This window comes from Streptomyces sp. KL109B (assembly GCF_030766935.1).
In the GTDB taxonomy this organism is placed as follows: Bacteria; Actinomycetota; Actinomycetes; order Streptomycetales; family Streptomycetaceae; genus Streptomyces.
Genome location: NZ_JASERL010000002.1, coordinates 783,254 through 804,221, shown reverse-complemented (window position 1 = coordinate 804,221; position 20,968 = coordinate 783,254). Strand labels below are relative to the sequence as shown.

Genomic DNA, 20,968 nt, shown 5'->3' with positions numbered 1-20,968 from the left:
ACCCGCGTGACAGGCGACTCACTCGCGTGACAGGCGGCTCGCCCGCGTGACAGGCGGCTCGCCCGCCTGGCCGACGGCTCACCTGCCTGGCCGACGGCTCACCTGCCTGACAGCTGCTCGAAGGTGAACGAGAACTCCGCCGGACCAGGCGTCAGCCGGTACTGCGGCAGTACACCCGGGCCGCAGGACTGGGTGCCGATGCCCTGGTGGGCGTGGTCCAGGTGGATCCACAGGGTGTCGCCGGGGGTGAGGTCCGTGCGGTGGGTGGCCGAGTCGAGGTGTTCGGTCGTCCAGCGGCGGGCCGTGAGGGCGTACGTGGGGGTGCCCTCGATGCGCAGGCCGCCGAGTTCGGCCCAGCGGACGTCTACGCGCGCGCCGTTCTCCTGCGGGCGGACGTACGGGGTGTGGAGCGCGGCCACGTCCGTCTCCCAGCGGCCGAGGCGCGCCGCCTCGCGGGTGTCCGGGTACGCCTCGCCGGGTCCGGCGCCGAACCAGTGGACGCCCAAGTCGCCCACGGGGACGCCGAGTCGGACGCCGAGGCGGGGGAGGGGGAGGTGCCAGTCGCCCTCGGGGGTGACGGAGACGGTCAGGTGCAGGCGGCCCTCGTCGGCCGTCCAGCGGTAGCTGGTGCGCAGGCCGATGTCGCGGCTGGCGGGGGCGACCCGGGTGTGGACCGTGAGGGCGTCGGCGCCGACGTCGACCGCGTCCACGCGGTGTTGCATGCGGTGCAGGCCGAACTCGCGCCAGCGCAGGCCGAGTCGCTCGTCGTCCTGCCAGCTCGCGCCGTCGTCGTTGTCGGTGGGGGCCCGCCACACGTCGAGGCGGGGAGCGGCGGTGAGGCGTGTGTCGCCGATGGTGAGGAGGGTGCCGGTGCGGGCGTCGAAGGTGGCAGGGCCGAGGGTGACGGTCGCTTCGGAGGCGGCGGGGCGGGCGCCAAGTGCGGGCGAGGGAACGGGAGTTGAGGTGGGCGGGGCGCTCTGGCCCCACGCCACCTCGTTGCCGCCGTCGGTGTCCACGGCGCGGACCGTCCAGTATCCGTCGCCCTCCGGAGGTGCCGGGAGCTTCACGTCCGCCGACTCGCCGGGGGAGAGCGGGGGCACGGTGAGGGAGCCGTTCGCCACGGCGTCGCCCTCCACCTCGTACGTCCAGTCGAAGGACAGGTGGGAGAGGTCGCGGAAGTCGTGGCGGTTGGTGACGTGGGCCGAGCCCGAGTCCGCGTCGACCGTGATCCGCACGGGCTCGACGACCTTCTTGAATTCGAGGAGGCCGGGGGACGGGGTGCGGTCCGGGAAGAGGAGGCCGTCGCAGACGAAGTTGCCGTCGTGCAGCTCCTCGCCGAAGTCGCCGCCGTACGCGTACCCGTAGCGCTCGTCCGCGACGCCGTGGTCGATCCACTCCCAGACGAACGCGCCCTGGAGGCGGTCGTACTTCTCGAAGAGGCGTTGGTAGTCGGCGAGTCCGCCGGGGCCGTTGCCCATGGCGTGGGCGTACTCGCACTGGATGAAGGGGAGGGCGCGGCGGCGTTCCGTGCCGCCGTCGAGGCGGCGGCCGATCCGGTCGACCTCGGCGTGCGACGCGTACATCCGTGAATACACGTCCGTGTCACGGCAGTTGATGTCGCCCTCGTAGTGGATGAGGCGCTCGGGGTCGCGGGCGCGGATCCACTCCGCCATCGCCGTCAGGCCGCGGCCCGTGCCCGCCTCGTTGCCGAGCGACCACAGGACGATGGAGGGGTGGTTCTTGTCGCGTTCCACCATGCGGGCGGCGCGGTCGAGCAGCGCCGGGGTCCAGCGGTCGTCGTCGACCGGGTTGTCCCGCCAGCCCTGCTCGACGAAGCCGTGGGTTTCGAGGTCGCACTCGTCGATGACCCACAGGCCGTACTCGTCGCAGAGGGCGAGGAAGGCGGGGTGCGGAGGGTAGTGGGAGGTGCGGACGGCGTTGATGTTGTGGGACTTCATCAACTCGACGTCGCGGCGCATCGTTTCGAGGTCGAGCGCGCGGCCGCGCTCCGGGTGCCACTCGTGCCGGTTGACGCCCTTGAAGAGGATCGGCGTGCCGTTGACCGTGATCAGGCCGTCCGCCGACAGTTCCACGGTCCGGAAGCCGATGCGGAGGGGGACGCGTTCACCGCCCGTCGCCAGCTCACCGTCGTACAGGCGCGGCGTCTCGGCCGTCCACGGCTCGACGGCGACGGTCACCGACTCCCCGGTCGCGACGTCGACCCCCAGCTCGGGCACGGTGACCCGGCCCGGCACGTCACTCTCGACGCGGAGCGTGCCGTGGCCGGTGGTGTGGTCGTACGAGGCGTGCGTGAAGAAGTCGCCGACGCAGCCCGCCGGGCGGTGCAGCAGGGTCACGTCACGGAAGACGCCGGGCAGCCACCACTGGTCCTGGTCCTCCAGGTACGACCCGGCCGACCACTGGTGGACGCGGACGGCGAGTACGTTGCCGGTGGGCGCGAGGAGTTCGCCGACCTCGAACTCGTGCGGCAGCCGGCTGCCCTTGAACTCGCCCAGCTCCGTACCGTTCAGCCACACCTTCGCGCAGGACTCCACGCCGTCGAACCGCAACACCGCTGAGCCGTCGGCGGGCCAGTCGGCCGGGAGGTCGAAGGTGCGCAGGTGGTCGCCGGTGGGGTTCTCGTTCGGGACGTGCGGCGGGTCGACGGGGAAGGGGTAGAGCACGTTCGTGTAGACCGGCGCCCCGAAAGCCCCGTCGCCCTGCATCACCCAGTGCCCCGGGACCGCCAACTCCGCCCAGTCCCCGGCGTCGTACCCGCCGGTGGCGAAGGACGTGTCGTGGGCGTCGGCGGTCTCCGACAGCCGGAATTTCCAACTCCCGTTGAGGGAAAGGCGCTTCGCGGACGACTCCGCGTACCAGGCGCGGGGCGGCAGAGCGCCGGTGCCGGGGGAGGGGTCGGTTACGTAAGCAATGGACATGAGTCTCCTTAGATTGATCAAGCCCCGCCAGCGATTGAGGCGCGGGGTCCGGGGCGGAGCCCCGCGGCGTCAACCCCGTCGCCGCGCAACACGCCCTCCAACGCGAACGTCGCCGCCCCCAGACTCACCGGATCCGTGGGAATCGGCGAAAGAACAACCTCCGTCGCGGCGAACGGCCCCGCCAACGCGTGCCGCGCGACGGCCTCACGGACCTCACCCAACAGGGGCCCGCCCAACGCCGCCGCCACCCAACTCGTGAGCACCACCACCTCGGGATTGAGCAGATTCACGAGGTCGGCCACGGCAGGACCGAGATGACGCGCGGTCTCCCGCACGACATCGAGGGCCTCCACCACACCCTCCCCGGCGGCCCGCCCGACCGCCCCGATGGTCGCGGTCTGGTCACCGGCATGAAGAAGCGCCGAACCGGGGTGCAGCTCCCGCAAGTTGCGCATGATCCCGGGCGCACCCACATACGCCTCCACACACCCCCGGTCCCCGCAGTGGCACGGCCGCCCGTCGAGCACGAGCGTGGTGTGCCCCCACTCACCGGCGCTGTTGGTGACACCCCGGTGCAGCGCCCCGCCCAGCGCGAGCCCCGCGCCGACGCCGGTGCCGAGGTTGACCACGACCGCGTCGTCCCGCCCGCGCGCCGCGCCGAACCACAGCTCGGCGACGGTGGCCGCGCGCAGCGGATTGTCCAGGTACAGGGGTACGTCGAGGTGTTCGGCGAGCAGTTCGCGCAGCGGCACCGCGTCCCGCCAGCCCCAGTTCGGGGCGTACACGCTGATGCCGCCCTCGCGGTCGACGAGCCCCGGCATGCAGACGCCCGCGCCGAGCACCGGGCCACCGGGGTTGGCGTCGAGCACGGCGCGGACCGCGTCGGCGATGACGGCGGCCACGTGCCCGGGCTCGTGCGCACCGGGCCGCAGCTCGCGGTCGGCGCGCCCCACCACCCGCAGGTTCAGGTCGAACAACTCGGCGTGCACATACGTCTCCGCGACGTCCACGCCGACGAGCGAACCGTGCCCCGCGTCGACGGAGACGAGCCCGCGGGGCCGCCCGCCCGCCGAGTCCTGGAAGCCGACCGGGCTCAGTATTCCCAGGTCGGCCAGTTCCCCGACGAGCGTGGCCACGGTCGCCGAGCTGAGGCCCGTCTCGGCGGCCAACTCCTGCCGGGAGACAGCGGATCGGCCGAGGCAGCGGCGCAGCACCTCGTACCGGTTCGCCGTCCGTATGTCGCGGGACGTGCGCTTCATGCCGTCAGGCTAGGAGCGGCCAGCGGACTTCGACAAGGGGTTGGAGAAAGGGCTTTCAAAAGTGTCGTCACGTACGACGCGGCAACAGTCCCCGCACGAACCCATTACTGAACTTCCCCTCCGGGTCGAGCCGTTCGGCCAGCGCCACGAAGTCCGCGGCACGTGGATACCGCTCGGCGACCTGCGCCGGATCGGCCGTGAACACCTTCCCCCAGTGCGGCCTCGGCCCGAACTCCCGCAGCCGGTCCTCGACCAGCGACACGACCGGCAGCACCTGCTCCGCGTCCGCCACCCACGTGAAGTGGAACGCGACGGTGTCCCGCCCGTACGCCGGGCTCAGCCACTGCGTATCGGCAGCGACGGTCCGCACCTCACAAACCTGCACCACAGGCGCGATCCGCTCCCGCACCGCGTCCAGCGCGGCCAGCGCCGCGACCGCGTGCTCGCGCGGCAGCAGATACTCCGACTGCAACTCGTCCCCGCTGCTCGGCGTGAACTCGGCCCGGAAGTGCGGCAGTCGCTCGTGCCAGGGGCCCGCCACGCCGAACTGCTCGGTGCAGTGCACGGCGGACATGCCCGGCACCGGATGCCGCGCCTCGCCGACGGGCTCGGCCCACGGAAAGTCCACGGCCTCCGGCACCCGCCGCTTGACCCACACCTGCTCGAAGCGCGGCCCCCGCCAGTCCGTGAACAGGCTCACGCTGTACGCCGCCGAAGACACGGCCGCGAAGTCCAGCCCGGCGAAGGGCAGTTCACCGAAGACGTGCTGCGCGACCTCGAAGGTCGGCTCCACGTCCAGGGTCAGCGACAGCACGACTCCCAGCGCGCCGAGCGACACGACCGCGCCCTCGAAGCCGACGTCGCCCCGCGCGAGCGTGACGATCTCCCCGTCCCCGGTCAGGAGCTCCACGGCCCGCACGGACTCGGCGAGCGACCGGTTCCCATTGCCCGAGCCGTGCGTACCGGTGGCCACCGAACCGGCCACCGAAATATGAGGCAGCGACGCCATGTTGGGCAGGGCCAGGCCCTGCGCGTGCAGGGCGGCGGCCAACTCCGCGTAGCGCACACCGCCGCCGACCGTGACGGTGCGCTCCGCGCGGTCCACGTCGATACGGCTCGGCAGCGCGGCCAGCGACACGAGCGTGCCGCCGCGCTCCGGGTCCACGTCGGCGATCCGGTTGAACGAGTGGCCGCTGCCGAGTACGCGTATGTGCGCGCTTCCGGCGACGACCGCCCGCAACTCGTCGACGGTGTCCGGCCGGTGCAGCCGGTCTGCGGCGAAGGTGATGTTGCGGGCCCAGTTGGTGATGGTCGGCACGTGATGCCCTTCTGCGAGTGCGGCGTGCGGAAATTGGACCACGCCCCGCAACCCCCTGCGCCGGGCGGGCCGTTCAAGCCCCGCCGGCGCTTGAGGCGCGGGGTCCGGGGCAGAGCCCCGCGACGCAGGCCCGGCCGACCTCACCGAACTCCCCGCCACACCCCCGGAGTACCGTGCCTGCGCATGACCAACACCGACCTGCCCCGCACCCTCCCGCAAACCCCCCGCACCACCCACCACCGCCTGCGGGAGCAGGCCCGCACCGACCGCGCCGACCTTGAGGCGATCCTCGACGCGGGCTTCGTGTGCCACCTCGGCGTACTGGTCGACGGCGCCCCCGTCGTCGTACCGACCGTGTACGGGCGTGACGAGCGGTCGCTGTACGTGCACGGGTCCGTGGCCAGCCGCAGTCTCGCCGCCCACCCGGACGCGGCGATATGCGTGACGGTGACGCACGTCGACGGGCTCGTCCTCGCCCGCTCCGTCTTCGAGCACGGCGTGAACTACCGCAGCGCCATGATCCACGGCGTGCCGCGCGTGCTCACGGACCCGGACGAGAAGCTCGAAGGGCTGCGCCGCCTCACCGAGCACGCCACCCCGGGACAGTGGGCGTACGCCCGGCAGCCGAACCGCAAGGAACTCGCGGCGACCTCTCTCCTCGCGCTCTCCCTCGAAGAGGCCTCCGTAAAGATCCGCTCGGGCGCGCCCGACGACGGCGAGTCCGCCGACGCCGGGCTCGGCCTGTGGGCCGGGACGCTGCCGCTGACCGCCCGCTGGGGCGCCCCCACCGCCGACCCGCTGCTGCCCACGGGCATCACCGCACCGGCCCACATCGTGGCCCGAGCGGGGACCCGGCAGGGCTGACCGGCGGCCAAGGCGTACCGTGAGGGTGCGAACCGTAGAACAGCAGAGGGTCGGAGGAAGAACGGGATGCAGAGCCGTACGGCGCTGGTAGAGGACCTGATGGAGCGCTTCCCGCACGTTCCGAAGGAAGCGGTCTTCAAGGAGGACCTGCTGAGGGGCGGCGTGGCCTTTGACGCGTCGGCGCTCAGCGACAACGAGGACGGCGAGGTCAAGCCGAAGTCGTACTTCATCTTCTCCTTCGACCACGGCACGCTCCCCGAGCTGGGCGAGGCCGCGCTGCGCCGCCCGCCCGAGGAGATCGTCCTCACCGGCGGCCCCTACGACCTGCGCCGCACGGTCGTCTCGGTCCGCGTGAACCCCTCGTCGCCGTACCGCGTGGCCGCGAACGAGGACGGCATGCTCGGCCTGTACCTCGACGGCAAGCGGATCTCCGACGTCGGCGTGCCGCCGATGCCGGAGTACTACCGGCACAAGCTCTCCAACGGGAAGTCGGTCATGGAGGTGGCCCCCACGATCCAGTGGGGCTACCTGATCTACCTGACGGCCTTCCGGGTCTGCCAGTACTTCGGCGCCAAGGAGGAGTGCCAGTACTGCGACATCAACCACAACTGGCGCCAGCACAAGGCGGCCGGCCGGCCGTACACGGGCGTCAAGGACGTCGACGAGGTCCTCGAAGCCCTCGACATCATCAACCAGTACGACACCGCCAAGGCGTCCACCGCGTACACCCTCACCGGCGGCGCCATCACGTCGAAGGTGCAGGGCCTGGACGAGGCCGACTTCTACGGGCGCTACGCCAAGGCCATCGAGGAGCACTTCCCGGGCCGCTGGATCGGCAAGGTCGTCGCCCAGGCGCTGCCCAAGGACGACGTGCAGCGCTTCAAGGACTACGGCGTCCAGATCTACCACCCGAACTTCGAGGTGTGGGACGAGTACCTGTTCAAGATGTACTGCCCGGGCAAGGAGCGGTACGTCGGCCGCGACGAGTGGCACAAGCGGATCCTCGAATCGCGCGACGTCTTCGGCGCCCGCAACGTGATCCCGAACTTCGTCGCCGGTGTCGAGATGGCCGAGCCCTTCGGCTTCAAGACCGTCGACGAGGCCATCGCCTCCACCACCGAGGGCCTGAACTTCTTCATGTCGAACGGCATCACGCCGCGCTTCACCACGTGGTGCCCCGAGCCGACGACCCCGCTCGGCAAGGAGAACCCGAACGGCGCGCCGCTGGAGTACCACATCCGGCTGCTCGACGCGTACCGCAACGCCATGGACGAGCACGGCCTCTCCTCGCCCCCCGGCTACGGTCCGGCGGGCGCGGGCCGCGCCGTCTTCTCGGTCAGCTCCTTCATGGACAGCCTCGCCCCGAACGAGGAGGCCGTGGAGACGCCGGGCGTCGTCCCGCAGTCGTAGCCCCGACCAGGGATCACCAGGGATCCACTCGTCCAGGGTCCTAGTCGTAACCCTGTGACTTGATGCGCACCCCGCCCACCGGCTCGGCCGGACCGGCGGGGTGTGCCGCTTCCTCCGGCTCGACGGCGGGGGCGGCGGCGACCGGCTCCGGGGCCGCCTCAAGCACCCCGTGCGCCTCGCCGAGCAGCGCCGCGAGGTCCCGCACGAGCCCGAGCTGGAACGTCTGCCAGGCCGCCGTGTCCGACTCGTCCGGGTCGTAGCTGCCGGTGTGCCGCACGATGATCTCGCCCGCCCTGCGGTTCTGCTCGCTGCGCTGCTCCACGTCCCGGTCGTGGTGGTAGAAGTTCCGCAGCTCGTGCAGCTGGGACATCCGGCCGTCCCAGAACGGCCCGGCCAGCTGCGGCAGTTCGAGCACCGACGGGTCCTTCTTCGGGTACCGCAGCGGCGCGTGCAGCCGTTCGTTGAAGACCTGGTACGTCACCGAGATCCACGACGTGAACTCGGCCCGGTTCGCGCACTGTTGGCGCAGCCGTCCAAAGTCCGCGGGCGACGACGACCGCAGCAGCTGGAAGCCGAGGCGCGCCCGGGAGGCCTCGCAGACCCGGCTGTAGGCGGCGACGGCCTCCTCCACGGCGGCTTCCCACGCGCGCCGCTGCCGCGGGTCGGCGGCCGGGCGCCGGGCGGGCCCTGCCATCAACTCCTCGGCGGAGAGCTGGAGTTGGGGAAGGCGGGGCGGCATCGGCGGGCCGACCGTGCGGACGACGCCGCTGCCCAGCTCGGCGAAGTACTCCTCCAGGACATCGAGCCCGCCGATGCGCTGCCGGTCGCCGCCCGCGACCGTCACCAGCTCGCCCAGCATCTGATGGTCGGGGACCATGCTCGGGTGGGCCTGCGGCGTCCAGCCCTCGCGGGACCAGCGCTGCCCCTGCCACCAGCGGCCGAACAGGGTCTCGTCGCTGATGCCGACCGCGTGCAGCCGGATGCCGAGCCCCGCGTGCAGGTCCTCCATCAGGGAGACCGGGTCCTGCGTCGCCGCCACCGACTCGCCGCTGCGCTCCTCGGGCACCGGCGCCCAGTTCGCGCCGTCGCTGACGAGGACCACGAGCCGTTCGTTGCCCGGCGCGCCGTAGCGGTGCAGCAGCTCGCCCGCCTTGTGCAGCGCCTTGCCGATGTCGGTGCCGGAGGTGCGGTGGTTCAACAGGGTGATGGCGCCCCGGAGTTGGGCGATGCTCGCCGCGTCGGACACCTCCGCCATGCCGTCGCCCGAGGGGAACAGGGTGGCGTTCTCGTGGTCGAACTTCACCAGGGCGAAGCGCGCGCCCACCCCCGCGTACCGCACCCGGGTGTCGACCATCGACAGGAGCGCGTCGCGCAGCGCGTCCATCCGGGAGATCGTCGCGTTGCCGCGCAGCCGGCTCAGCCAGCGGCCCTCCACCTGCGCCGGAATGTCCTGGATGCTCATCGAGCCGCTGCAGTCGGCGAGCACCACGACGTCCACGCCGCCCCGGTCGCCCGGCGCGAACAGCGCGAGCGTCGTGTCCCCGCCCACCCGCAGCAGCCCCCGCAGCTGCTGCCCGGCGTGGTCGAGGGCCCGGCGGACCCGGAAGAGGGTGCCCGACACGTCGATCCACACATCGGCGGCCCCGTCGTACCCGTGCACGAAGACATGCCCGCACAGCAGCGGCGCCCCGCGCACCATCAGCGCCGCCTCGTCGAGCGAGGGCCCCGACGGCAGCTCCAGCTCCAGGACGGCCGGGGCCGGCGCGTCGGCGGCCATCAGGTCCCAGCCCTCGTCGGCCCTGATCCGGTGCTCCTGTACGAGGCCGGTGGGCGCCACGACGACATCGGAGGGCACGCCGGGCGCCGGGACGATCCGGACCGCGACGGAGCGGCGCGCGCCAAGGCCGTCGACCTGAAGCACCCCGGCCGACTCGGCGGCGAGCCGGGCGTCGGACACCGCGATCCGGTTGTCGCCGACCAGTCCTGGGCCGCCCGCCGTGACCAGACGGGTGTCCTGCGCCGTGCACCTGAGGGCCGTCATCCGCGCTCCAATTTGATGTCCACACCCACGCGTCGCTCCAGGTCCTTCACCGTCGCCCCGCCGGGACCGAGGAAGGCGCTCCGCAGCCGTCCCGGCACGCGTACGAACAGGATCCGGCTGCGCGGCCGGTAGTCCGAGAAGGTCACGGCGCCCGCGAGCTCCCGCTGACCGCCGCGCCGCAGCTGCTGCACCATGCGGTCGAAGTGGCCGCGCCCCTCGACGTGCTGCTCCCGGAACCGCTCGATGTCCTCGCGGCGCGACGCGGCGTGCCGGTCGATGAGGCGGACCGCGGCGGCGGCCGTGTCGTCCTTCGCGTTCTTGTCGGCGGCGCGGGCGCGCAGGGTGCGCTGGAGGTCCGTGAAGAGCCGGTCGATGGACTCCATGTCGAGGACGGTGCGGCGGGTGTTGATCAGGATGTGCCGGACGATGCTGATGCGCGGCAGCTCCACCCTTCGGCGACTCGCCGACCTGCCGCGATGGCCGCCGCCGCGGGCCACGGTCCCGGCGAGCACGATGTCGATCAGACCCTCGGGCGAGGTGGAGCGCAGGCGTTGATGGTGCCGCGAGCAGAGGGCGAGGCCGCGGCTGTACGGGCCGTAGACCTGCCAGCGCTGGGCGTGCTCGGCGCAGATCTGCCGGCCGCACGGGCTCATCGACGCGAGGGTGCGGTGCTCGCAGCGGATGTACCCGGTGCCCTCGCACTGCCCGCGCTCGCACACCGGGAAGCGGTCGGCGTAGCAGTCGTGGCAGTACACCACCGTGGCATCGCCGGGGTGGCGGCGCAGATGCGTCGCGCACCACGCCTTGCGGGTGCGGCAGCGGGTGCCGCCGCACCAGGCCACGGCCCGCGTCCCGCACCGGCAGTGCGGCGCGTGCGCCCCGCAGGAGGCGCGCAGGCCGCCCTCGATGAACAGCGCGTGGGCCTCGCACACCCGGCCCGGCCGCCGTTCCTGGTCGCATCCGGAGCAGCGATAGGGCGCGTACGTGGTGGTGCCCGCCGCCCGGCAGGTCGTGCAGGCGTGCCGCACCTCGGGCGGTTCGAGCACGCCGCGCACCGCGAAGCGGGTGGCGGGCGCGAGCGGCAGGGGCGCCGCCGCCGGGTCCAGGAACCAGACCCCGACCTCGCCCTCCTCGCCCAGGTCGAACAGGACCCGCGGCCCGACCCGAGGGTCGACCGTCAGGACGGCGGGCTCGATGCGCTGCCACAGCGCGGCGCACTCGTCGGTGGAGCGCGGGATCCGCCGGAAGCCGCGCAGGTCGAGGGTGACCGGCACGGGGGCGGATACGGCTGTGGGCGCGGTCATCCGGCGTTCGCCTCCTTGCGCGGGGCGACGAGCAGCACCTCGACCTTGCCGCGCCGCTCGCCCTCGCCCGCCGTGTACGTCGTGTCGGTCAGGAGCACGTGCCGGATGCCGCCCGGCGGCCGCCCCACGGAGCGCAGCCCGGCCCGCACCCGCGCCACGTCCTGCGCCGCGACGTCCCACTCCAGGAGCGCCACCCCGCGTTCGCCCGCGCCCCGTACGGCGCGCGGCGCCGCCTCGTCGTCCCAGGAGAAGATGGGCGCCGCGCACCGCACCCGCTGCGCGGCACGCGGCCGCAGCAGCCGGCGCAGCGCGCGGGCGTCCTCACGGCTGCGGGAGCGCAGCGGCCGGGTCAGGTCCAGCTCGCCCTCGCCGAGGCAGTAGGCGCGCAGTGCGTCGACGGCCTCGCGCGGGCGCACATCGGGCTCGCCGAGCCGGGCGAGCAGCCCGTCGGCGTCGATGGCTGTCAACTCCCGTTGCGGCGCCGCCTTTTGGCGCGGCTTGTCGGATCGGGCCGAGGTCGCGGAGGCCGCCGCGGACGATTCCCCGGACAGCCGCTCCGCCAGCCACAGCCGCGCCGCCGACGAACTGCCTGGCGCCAGTGCGGAGTTGACGGCGCCCAGGTGGTCCGTGGTCAGCCAGTCGGGCATGCCGAGGCCCTGGGTGAGGCGCTCGGGGGCGAGGGCCGTCGCGTCGTGGGCCTGCCAGTGGGCCAGCAGGTCGTTCTCGTTGCGTACGAAGTCGGACGCGGCGGCGGTCGAGTCGGCGAGTTCGAGGCCGGTGAGCAGCGGGCCCAACTCCTCGGCGGTGGCGTCCAACTGCCGTAAGAACGGCATCAGTTCCTCCAGCATGCCGAGCGCGGCGCGGACGGCGGGCACGGTGGCCGGCGGCCCGCCGTCGCCCCGGCCCGCCTTCGCGTTCTTGTCGCCGTTCCCCGGCTTGTCGTTCCCCGGCTTCTCGTCCCCCGGCTTGTCGTTCCTCGGCTTGTCGTTCCTTGGTTTGTCGTTCCTCGGTTTGTTGTTCTTCGGCGGCCCCTGGTCGACCCGGAACTCGGCGGCGAGGCCGTGGGCGACGGCCCTCGACCGGTTCTGCTCGATCACCTGCTGCGGTATCAGGCGGGCCCGCCGCCCCGTGCGCTCCATGTCCCGCGCCGCCATCGACAGCGCCTGCACGAGCAGCGCGTGGGCCATCGCCGACGCGACGGTGACCTGCGCGTCGAGCAGCCGCACCGTCACATCGCCGGCCGCGCCCGCCCCGCTCTCGCCCAGTGGGTTGACGTCCATGGCATCGAGCCCGCTGAGCCGCTCCTCCTGGCGCAGCCGGACCCGCACCCGCTCCAGGTGCTCCGGCGAGCAGGAGTCCAGGTAGCGGGTGCCGACCTGGTCGAAGCGGCGCGACAGCCGGGCCGAACCACCCGCCGACACCCCTGCGGGACCGTACAGTTGACGTCCCGTCAGCGCCGCGAGGGCGGCCGTGTGCTCGCGCACCAGGTTGGCCGTGAGTTCCCGCTGCACCGGGCCGAGCACCTCCACCGAGTGCAGATCGGCGCAGAGCCCCGCGGCGGCCTCCGGGTGATGCTGCCAGCCGGACGGGATGAGCATTCCGCCCTGCTGCCGCACGATCCCGGCGACGTGCGCGACGGCCGCCGCGAGCGCGCCCGCCGCGTACGCGCGCGCCGCCGGATCGTGCAGTGACACCCGCCCCGTGTCCACCCACAGCGCGCCCGGCGTCCGCGGATCCCCGTGCACCCCGCACCCCTGCGCCCCCGGCGCGGCGCCGGGCAGCAGCGGCGGGTTGGCGCACAGCGCCGCGACCAGTTCGGCGGCGCCCCTGCCGGGCCCGGCATCGGGGACGTACACGCTGTAGCCCTTGGCGAGCCGCTGCCGCAGCGGCCCCGAACGGTAGAGCGCGACAAGCACCACGGCGATCAGTCCCCCGTCCCGTGCCAGGTCGTGTCCGACAACAGCCCGCGCAGCGGCGGCAGCAGCACGAACAGCAGCACCGTGACCACCAGCGCCGCCGCCGTGCTGGCCAGCAGCGCCCAGCCGCCGGGGCTGCCCCACACGGCGGCCGCCGAGTACGCCATCCCGAAGGGGAGCCCCACCGCCGACAGCAGGCTGAGCGCGAGCGAGGTGCGGCGGGAGCGGCCCGCCTCCACGAAGCGGGCCGTGTCGGCGAGCCCCGAGCCGGTGTGGGAGAGCAACTGGTCGAGGCGGCGCTGCCGCTGGAACCGCTCCAGGAGTTCATTGGACTTGTCGTGCGAGGTGATGTGCGTGGACCACAGGGCGTGGCGCAGCTCGACGAGGCGCTTCTCCAGTCGCATCAGCCGGGCCGCGTCCGACTCGCGGGCGCGCACCTCGGACAGCTCGTTCGCCAGCGCGTTGGCGCCGAGGAACTGCAGCCGGGCCAGCAGGAAGACGTCCAGGTAGAGGGTGTGGACGTGGTGGGCGGCGGTGGCGTGGAAGGTGTCGTCGCCGCCCGGGTCGGGGCTCGTGCCGACGAACGCGGCGCCGTCGCGCAGCACCAGCGCCTGCCAGTCGGCCGAGAACCGCACCCGCCCCGCGAACAGCTCCGTGTCCTCGGGGTCCGGCGCGAACCGGTCGAGCGGGGTCTTCGAGGCGAGCAGCCACAGCCACTGGTCCCGGCCGCGCCACTCCGCGTACGAGTCGGGCATCACCTGCGGCGGTTCCCCCTCGGCGAAGGTGGCGTGCGCCACCGTCCAGGCGCGCGAGGCGTCCTCTTCGATCCGTACGCCGTCGGGCAACAGGCCCTGGAACCGGGTGCGTTGGCGCTCCAGGTCGGCCAGTGCGGTCAGCTCGGCGAGTGGGTCGGTGGCCAGGCGTACGTGGAGGACGGCGAGCCCGTGCCGGTCGGAGCCGAGGCCCGCCGCCTCCGGCACGCGGAGCAGCTCAAGGGCGGCGATCTCCGGGTCGGGGCCCGTCGGCGGGCGGCGCAGGTGCCAGCGCGCGGGCCGCTCATCGGTGCCGAACAGGGAGGCGCCGACGCGTGGTTCGAAGTAGGTCAGGCGCCAGTCCCGGTCGGCCGCCGCGTCGGCGAGCACGGCGGGCAACGGCCCCGGACTCCAGTCGCGCGGCTCCCCGGGCGGCAGCTCGACATCGAACACCAGGCACGCCGAACCCCGCTGCACCGGACCGCCCCCTTGGCCACCGTCGCCGTTGTCCTCCTCAAAAGTTAACAGGAGAAGGGCAGTTGGAGATCAGGGCGGGGAGAAAACGCTTAAGCGGCGGCCTGTTCGTCGCCGAGCGCCCCGGCTCCGGAACCGGCGTCCGGGGTGTGCGGGTCCGGCGCGTCGATGAGGCGGCGCAGCAGGTCGGGGCGGGCGGCGGGGGAGACGTCCGCGAGGAGGGCGGCCAGGACGGCGATCCGGGTCTGGCCCGCGCGCAGTGTGCCGCTGAGCACGGCGCCCGCGGCGACCAGGTCCACGGCGCCGCCGCCCGTGTAGATCTCGGCGAGCGGCCCGGCGGGCACGCGGGTGGAGACGGCGACCAGGATCCCGCGGCGTACGGCGGCGTCGACCGCGTCGACCAGCTCGGGCGTGGCGTTCCCGGCGCCGGTGGCGACGAGCACAATGCCGCGCGCGCCCGCCTCGACGGCGGCATTGAAGAGCGTGGCGTCGGCGTCGGAGTGGTGCATCACGATGTCGACGCGGGGTATCGCCGCGCCCGCCTCCGCCTCCGGTCGCGGCAGCGGCGTCGGGCGGCTCGGCTTGTGGCGCAGGTCGACGCGGCCGAAGCCGAGGCGGCCGAGCGGCCGGGCCGACGGGTCGGCGAAGGCGTCCGCGGCGAGGGTCTGCGTCTTCACGGTGCCGCGCGCTGCGTGCACCTTCCCGTCGAAGGCGACGAGCACGCCCAAGTCCCGTACGTTCGCGGCGACTTGGAGCGCGTCGTACATGTTCCCCGGGCCGTCGCCCTCGGCGTCGCCGAGCGGCTTCTGGGCGCCGGTGAGGACGACCGGGCGCGGGTCGTCGTGGTACAGGTCGAGCAGGAACGCGGACTCCTCCAGGGTGTCCGTGCCGTGCGTGACCACGATGCCGTCGACCTCCGGGTCGGCGAGCACCTCGCGCACGGCGCGCAGCAGGGTCAGCTGCAGCTCGGTCGTCATCCGCGAGCTGTTCACGTTGAACAGGTCGACGACGCTCACCTCGACACCCTCCGGCAGTGCGGCCGTGGCCAGCACCGTGTCGCCGCCGGCGTCGGCGGCGTAACCGCTGCCCTGCCAGCGGCTGGCGATGGTGCCTCCGGTGCTGATGAGGGTGATGCGTGCCAAGGTGACCTGCCTGCCTTGTGGGAGTGTTTGTTCGATCTCCAGCAAGGATAAATCGTGATCTACGCAATTGGATTGCGAATCATCGCCGATGATCGCGGTCGGCGTGGTGCATGATTGCGTCATGGACCGGATCGATCTGCATATCTTGCGTGAGCTCCAGCGGGACGGGCGACTGAGCAATCAGGACCTGGCCGCGCGGGTGGGCCTGAGCCCGTCCCCGTGCATGCGCCGGGTGCGGCAGCTGGAGAAGGACGGCGTCATCCAGGGGTACCGCGCGATCGTCGACCCGGACGCCGTCGGCCGCGGCTTCGAGGTCCTCGTCTCCATCGAGGTGCGCCGCGACCGCGCCTCCGTCGAGGCCTTCGAGCACGCCCTCCAGGACATCCCCGACGTCATCGAGGCCTACCGCCTGTTCGGCAGCCCCGGCTGCCTGCTGCGGATCGCGGTCGCCGACCTCGCCGCGTACGAGCGGCTGTGGATCGAGGAGCTGACCGCGCTCGACGGGGTCACCGAGGTGAACTCGCAGATCATCATGAAGCGGGTGAAGGAGCCGAAGGGGCTGCCGGTGTAGCGGTCCGGGCAGCCCCTCCGCGGTCACTGCTCCCGCAGGTTCAGCACCAGCTCGCGCGGCAGCCCGTGGGTGTCGTGCAGATAGCGCAGGTCGTCCTCGGTCAGCGGCCCCCGGAACCGCGGCCGCGACAGCACCTTCCCGCCCCGCTCCAGGAGCCGGTCGAAGCGCTCCTCCTCGTCGAGCAGCATCCGGCGTACGTCGCTCGGGTCGACGGAGTCCTGCCGGAAGTGGTCCAGGGTGTGCAGGACCAGCTCGTCCGGCAGATCGCCGAGCGTGCGGTGCGGGTCCTCGCGGCGCAGCACGGTGAGCACCCGTCGCAGCAGGCGCCGCAGCACGTACCCCTGACCGGTGTTCGACGGCCGCACCCCGTCGCCGAGGATCACGACGGACGAGCGGAGGTGGTCGCTCACCACCCGGAACGGCGACTCCTCCAGTGGCCACAGCCCCGGCAGCAGCCGCCGCCACGGATCGAAGACGTCGCACTCGAAGACCGACGTCCCGCCCCGCAGCAGCGTGGAGAGGCGTTCCAGGCCGAGCCCGGTGTCGACGTTGCGCTGCGGCAGCGGCTCCAACGAGCCGTCGTCCAGGCGCCGGTGACGCATCGTCACGTGATTCCACACCTCCACCCAGCGCTCGTCCTTCGTCGGCGAGGACTCCGGCGGGGTGTCCTCGCCCCCGGTCCACAGGAAGATCTCCGAGTCGGGTCCGCACGGCCCGGTCGACGACCTGTTGGGCCACCAGTTGTCCTCCACGGTCTCCTCGACCGGCACCCCGCGCCGCTCCCACACCTCCCGCGAGCGGAGATCGGGCCCGGTCTGCTCGTCGCCGCCGAACACGGTCACGTACAGCATCCGCGGATCGATCCCGAACCCCTCGGTGAGCAGCTCGTACCCCCACTCCAAACTCCGCGGCCCCTCGTAGTCGCCGAGCGACCACGAGCCGAGCATCTCGAAGACCGTCAGATGCGTGGGATCGCCGACCTCTTCGAGGTCCGTGGTGCGCAGACACCGCTGTACGTTGACGAGCCGCCGGCCCAGCGGATGGGGGCGGCCCTCCAGGTACGGGATGAGCGGATGCATCCCGGAGGTGGTGAACAGGACCGGGTCGCCGGGCGGCGGCAGCAGCGTCGAACCGGTGATCCGGCGGTGCTCGCGGTCCTCGTAGAACTCGATGAAGGTACGGACGACGTCCTCGGTACGCATGGGGTGACTCCTTCGCGTGGAACGCGTGGAAAGGGCGGAGGCACCGAAAACGGCCGGGCGGGGCGTGTCGGGACAGCAAAAAACCGGCGGCCGTTTCCGGTCGCCGGTGGGAAGGGGTGAGACGTCAGGCGGCGGCAACCGGCGAGCTGGTCGCTCGCGCGGCTGCGGTGGTGAGATGGCGCCCCATGACGTTCATACGTCGACGATAACGCGGCCCGTACGGCCGCGGCCAGGCAAATTTTCCGCGAGCGCTCAGTAGCGGCGCACAGCGCCCCTGGCCACCGAGGACAGCAGCGAACCGATCGCGATGCCGATGACGAGATACACGCCCGCGGTGCCCAGCTTCGCCTGCCACGTCAGATCGGTCGTGAACGGCAGCAGCACCATGACCGCCGTCGCGAGCCCGATGATCCAGGCGAAGAAGCGCTCGGGGCGCGGGGTCGCCACGATCAGCAGGTTCAGGAGTGCGGTCGCGGCGAGCGCCGCGACGGCCGCGCCGCCCGCGAGCGCCCCGGTGGTCGCGTTGCCCATCAGGCCGTCGCCCTCCGGTGCGAACACCGGAACGTCCAGCACACCCCGTACGAGGAGCAGGGCGACCACCGCCGTGAGCGCGGCGATGACGGCGGTCATCAGCCCGCCCGCCCACAGCTTCCCGGCGTCGAGGCGGGGCCGCGGCTCGGGGGCATAGCCGGGTTCGGGTGGGCCGTAGGACTGGTCGTAGGAGTGCTGCTGCCCATACGACTGCTGCTGTCCGTACGACTGCTGCTGTCCGTACGACTGCTGTTGTCCGTACGACTGTTGCTGGCTGTAGGGCGAGTTCTGTGGTTCCACGATGAGGCTCTCCGGTCGGGGGTCCGGGGGCGGCCTGCCTGGCCCGTTGCTGTCGGTGCAGTATCACCCGCCCTCCCACCTCCCGCATTTCGTCAATTCGTCACCCGTCTGGCACGGCCCGTCTCGCCCTCGGGCGGCGCAGCGGTTCCCCTGGCATTCAAAACAGCGCGCGCTCGCGCGTCGAAAAGGAGGCAGCGGTGGCGGAGGAAACGGCGCCGATGGGGCCCGCCGAACAGGCCGAACTCGCCCGGCTGCGCGGCCGGGTGGCCGAACTGGAGGCCGCGAGCGGCCCCGCGCGGCACCGGGGCAGGTCCTTCCTCGCCGTCGTCCTCATCGTGATCGGCTGCGTCCTCGCGCCGCTCGGCATCGTCGCCTCCTGGGCGGCCGACGAGGTCGGCGACACCGACCGCTACGTCGACACCGTCGGCCCGCTCGCCTCGAACCCCGACACCCAGAAGGCGGTCGCGGGCCGGGCCACGGACGCGATCATGCAGCGGATCGACCTTCAGTCCCTCCTCTCCGAAGTCGACACGAACGACCGGCCACTGGTGGAGAAGTCGCTCGGCAAACTGGGTGACTCCCTGGAAAGCGCGGTCCGCAGCTTCGTCCAGGACAAGGCGCAGGCCGTCGTCGCGTCCGACGCCTTCGAGAACATCTGGGAGCAGACCAACCGCAAGGCTCACAGCGCCCTCGACAAGGCACTCACCGGCAGCGGCGGCGGAGCGGTCAAGCTGGAGGGCGGCGACACCGTCACCCTCGACCTCGGCCCGGTCGTCGACCAGGTCAAACAGCGCCTCGTCGACTCAGGACTCACCGTCGCGGGCAAGATCCCCGAGGTCCACACGGACTACACGCTCGTCACGAACGAGAACATCGGCAAGGTCAAGACGTACATGAGGCTGCTCCAGGTGATGGGCAACTGGCTGCCGATCATCGCGCTCGTCCTCGTCGCCGGTGGTGTGCTGCTCGCCGTACGCCGCCGCAGGGCGCTCGTGACGGCGGCCCTCGCGGCCGCCGTGAGCTGCGGTCTGCTCGCCATCGGCCTGCGCGTCTTCCGCGTGATCTACCTCGACCGGCTGCCCGCGAGCGTCTCGCAGGACGCGGCCGCCGCGGTCTACGACACGATGACGCACTTCCTGTTCACGATGGTCCGCATGGTGGTGGCGCTCGGCGTCGTCGTCGCGATCGCGGCGTGGCTCACGGGGCGCGGAAAGCGGGCGGGCCTTGTGCGCGGGCTGTGGATCTCCGGCATCGACGGGGCGCGGCTCACCGCGGACCGGGCCGGATTCCGCACGGGGCCGGTCGGCCCGTTCGTGCGCCGCCACCGCAAGTGGATCGTCGCGGCCCTGATCGTGCTCGCGCTCCTCGTGTATCTGCTGTGGTCCTATCCGACCGGGTGGGTGGTCGTGGGCATCGCGCTGTCGTTGCTGTTCCTGCTGGCGGTGGTGGAGTTCGTGGGGGCGGAGGACGATGCCGGGGGAGGATCGCCGGGGGCGCCCCCGTCCGCGCCGACGGCCGTCTGAAGCGGGCGGGCGAGGTACACCATGAAACCCATGACATTGGGGTCGGTCGACGCTGCCACGGTGCACCGTATGACGGACACGCTGTTCATCGAACGCGGCGTCAAGAGCCCCAGTTCCACCCGCTTTTGGGGACTGCTCGTGCTCGCCTCCGTGATCGCGGGCGCGGGAGTCGTGGGCGACTCCACGGCCACGGTCATCGGGGCGATGATCGTGGCCCCGCTGATGACACCGATCCTCGGCAGCGCGCTCGCGCTGGTGCTGGCGGACCGTTCGCAGGTCGTACGGTGCGTGCTGCTGGTGCTCGGCGGGGCGCTCGCGGTGGTGGCGATCGGGATGCTGCTCGGGTGGATCGCGGCGCCGCCCGACGACTTCGCGTCCAACTCGCAGGTGTCTTCGCGGATCAGCCCGCGCCTCATCGACCTGCTCGCGGCGCTCGCCACGGGGACGGTGGGCGCGTTCGCCCTCGTCCGGGCCGACATCTCCGACACGCTGCCGGGGGTCGCGATCGCGATCTCGCTGGTGCCGCCGCTGGCCGTCACGGGGCTGCTGATCACGGTGGGCCGCTTCCACGACGCGTTCGAGTCGGGGCTGCTGTTCGCCACGAACGTCGCGGCGATCGTGGCCACGGGAACCGTCATCTTCCTCGTGTACGGGGTCCGGGGCGCGGCGCTGGAGTCCGGGCTGCGGGTGGGGGAGTTCCACGGCCGTACGTTGGTGGCGGTGACCGGGGTGCTGGTACTGATCGCGGTGCCGTTGGCCACGGGCACGGCTTCGGTGTGGCGGGACCGGGCGCTCGCCGCGGACGCGAAGCCGGTGGCGGAGAAGTGGGCGGCGGGCCGCAACTGGCAGATCGCGTCGGTGGAGGCGCGGCAGGGCGTGGTGGTGATCGGCGTCCTCGGCCTCCCACCCCAACCGGCCCCCACGGCCCTGCGCTCCGCCCTCGACCAGGCCGGCATGTCCACGGCCGACCTCGAACTCCACCTGGTGGGCGGGCGTACGCACTGGTGCGCGGCGGGCGGCACAACCTGCGAGGTCGCGTCCGGCGGGTGACCGGGGGCGGTGCGTTCCGCGGGTTACCCGGGGGCGGTGCGTCCCGCGGGTTACCCGGGGGGCGGGTGACGTCGGCGCGGCCTCGGACACGGGTCCGCGCCGCCCCGCGTCCGCGCCGCCCCATGGCCGCGCCGCCTCACGCCGCGCCGCCCCCCCGACCACGCCGCCCCAGCAACAACGTCCACCTCGGGCTCACCCGCCCATCTCCACCCGCCCGCCCCCTCCGGGGGCTTCGGCCCCCGTCCCCCTGCCTCCGGCACACCGTGGCCGGGGCCACCCCCTTCATCACGCGGCACCGTGCGCCGCCTTGCCCACCCTGCCGCCCCAGGCGGCAGACTGCCCAAGGCGCGTGACGCCGACCGCCAGGGGTGG

The 20,968-nt window shown here is 72.6% G+C and carries 15 protein-coding genes; 5 read left to right on the top strand and 10 right to left on the bottom strand.

The window, feature by feature from the left end; genetic code table 11:
• Positions 1-98: 98 nt before the first annotated feature.
• From RBJ65_RS09365 to RBJ65_RS09355, 3 genes are all read right to left on the bottom strand, one after another.
• Positions 99-2,939, bottom strand: a complete 2,841-nt coding sequence (locus RBJ65_RS09365; protein WP_306321597.1) for a glycoside hydrolase family 2 TIM barrel-domain containing protein — start codon at positions 2,937-2,939, stop codon at positions 99-101.
• A gap of 17 nt (positions 2,940-2,956) precedes the next feature.
• Complete coding sequence (locus RBJ65_RS09360; RefSeq protein WP_306321596.1) at positions 2,957-4,198, bottom strand: ROK family transcriptional regulator; 1,242 nt, start codon at positions 4,196-4,198, stop codon at positions 2,957-2,959.
• A gap of 67 nt (positions 4,199-4,265) precedes the next feature.
• Positions 4,266-5,516 (bottom strand): FAD-binding protein, encoded by a 1,251-nt coding sequence (locus tag RBJ65_RS09355; RefSeq protein ID WP_306321595.1) that lies wholly within the window; start codon positions 5,514-5,516, stop codon positions 4,266-4,268.
• 183 nt (positions 5,517-5,699) lie between these two features.
• Between RBJ65_RS09355 and RBJ65_RS09350 the strand changes: the two genes are divergently transcribed.
• Together RBJ65_RS09350 and RBJ65_RS09345 are read left to right on the top strand one after the other, a co-directional pair.
• On the top strand, positions 5,700-6,380 hold the full coding sequence (locus RBJ65_RS09350; protein ID WP_306321594.1) for a pyridoxamine 5'-phosphate oxidase family protein: 681 nt from the start codon (positions 5,700-5,702) through the stop codon (positions 6,378-6,380).
• Positions 6,381-6,446: 66 nt separating this feature from the next.
• The gene (locus tag RBJ65_RS09345) at positions 6,447-7,790 is read left to right on the top strand and encodes a radical SAM protein (RefSeq protein WP_306321593.1); all 1,344 of its coding nucleotides are present in this window, start codon (positions 6,447-6,449) and stop codon (positions 7,788-7,790) included.
• A 40-nt stretch (positions 7,791-7,830) separates the two neighbouring features.
• Here the strand turns inward: RBJ65_RS09345 and RBJ65_RS09340 are convergent, their stop codons facing one another.
• The 5 genes from RBJ65_RS09340 to RBJ65_RS09320 all read right to left on the bottom strand — a co-directional run bounded on the left by RBJ65_RS09340 (position 7,831) and on the right by RBJ65_RS09320 (position 15,419).
• Positions 7,831-9,831, bottom strand: coding sequence for a vWA domain-containing protein (locus tag RBJ65_RS09340; protein WP_306321592.1), 2,001 nt, complete (start codon positions 9,829-9,831; stop codon positions 7,831-7,833).
• Positions 9,828-11,135, bottom strand: a complete 1,308-nt coding sequence (locus RBJ65_RS09335; RefSeq protein WP_306321591.1) for a hypothetical protein — start codon at positions 11,133-11,135, stop codon at positions 9,828-9,830. Before RBJ65_RS09335 ends, RBJ65_RS09340 begins: the two co-directional genes overlap by 4 nt.
• Positions 11,132-13,054 (bottom strand): hypothetical protein, encoded by a 1,923-nt coding sequence (locus RBJ65_RS09330; RefSeq protein ID WP_306321590.1) that lies wholly within the window; start codon positions 13,052-13,054, stop codon positions 11,132-11,134. Before RBJ65_RS09330 ends, RBJ65_RS09335 begins: the two co-directional genes overlap by 4 nt.
• A gap of 5 nt (positions 13,055-13,059) precedes the next feature.
• On the bottom strand, positions 13,060-14,280 hold the full coding sequence (locus RBJ65_RS09325) for a hypothetical protein (RefSeq protein WP_306321589.1): 1,221 nt from the start codon (positions 14,278-14,280) through the stop codon (positions 13,060-13,062).
• Between the two features lie 89 nt (positions 14,281-14,369).
• Positions 14,370-15,419, bottom strand: coding sequence for an asparaginase (locus RBJ65_RS09320; protein ID WP_306321588.1), 1,050 nt, complete (start codon positions 15,417-15,419; stop codon positions 14,370-14,372).
• Between the two features lie 121 nt (positions 15,420-15,540).
• On the opposite strand from RBJ65_RS09320, the gene RBJ65_RS09315 reads away from it, so the two are divergent.
• Positions 15,541-15,990, top strand: a complete 450-nt coding sequence (locus RBJ65_RS09315) for an Lrp/AsnC family transcriptional regulator (RefSeq protein WP_306321587.1) — start codon at positions 15,541-15,543, stop codon at positions 15,988-15,990.
• A gap of 23 nt (positions 15,991-16,013) precedes the next feature.
• On the opposite strand, the gene RBJ65_RS09310 is transcribed toward RBJ65_RS09315, so the two are convergent.
• Together RBJ65_RS09310 and RBJ65_RS09305 are read right to left on the bottom strand one after the other, a co-directional pair.
• Positions 16,014-17,192 carry an alanine--tRNA ligase-related protein gene (locus tag RBJ65_RS09310; protein ID WP_306321586.1) on the bottom strand — a complete coding sequence of 393 codons (1,179 nt, stop codon included), beginning with the start codon at positions 17,190-17,192 and terminating at the stop codon, positions 16,014-16,016.
• Positions 17,193-17,444: 252 nt separating this feature from the next.
• The gene (locus RBJ65_RS09305; RefSeq protein ID WP_306321585.1) at positions 17,445-18,023 is read right to left on the bottom strand and encodes a DUF6069 family protein; all 579 of its coding nucleotides are present in this window, start codon (positions 18,021-18,023) and stop codon (positions 17,445-17,447) included.
• A 218-nt stretch (positions 18,024-18,241) separates the two neighbouring features.
• Between RBJ65_RS09305 and RBJ65_RS09300 the strand changes: the two genes are divergently transcribed.
• Positions 18,242-19,546 carry a hypothetical protein gene (locus RBJ65_RS09300; RefSeq protein WP_306321662.1) on the top strand — a complete coding sequence of 435 codons (1,305 nt, stop codon included), beginning with the start codon at positions 18,242-18,244 and terminating at the stop codon, positions 19,544-19,546.
• Between the two features lie 69 nt (positions 19,547-19,615).
• Entirely contained in the window at positions 19,616-20,596 is a 981-nt protein-coding gene (locus tag RBJ65_RS09295; protein WP_306321584.1) for a TIGR00341 family protein, read from the top strand.
• Positions 20,597-20,968: the final 372 nt, after the last annotated feature.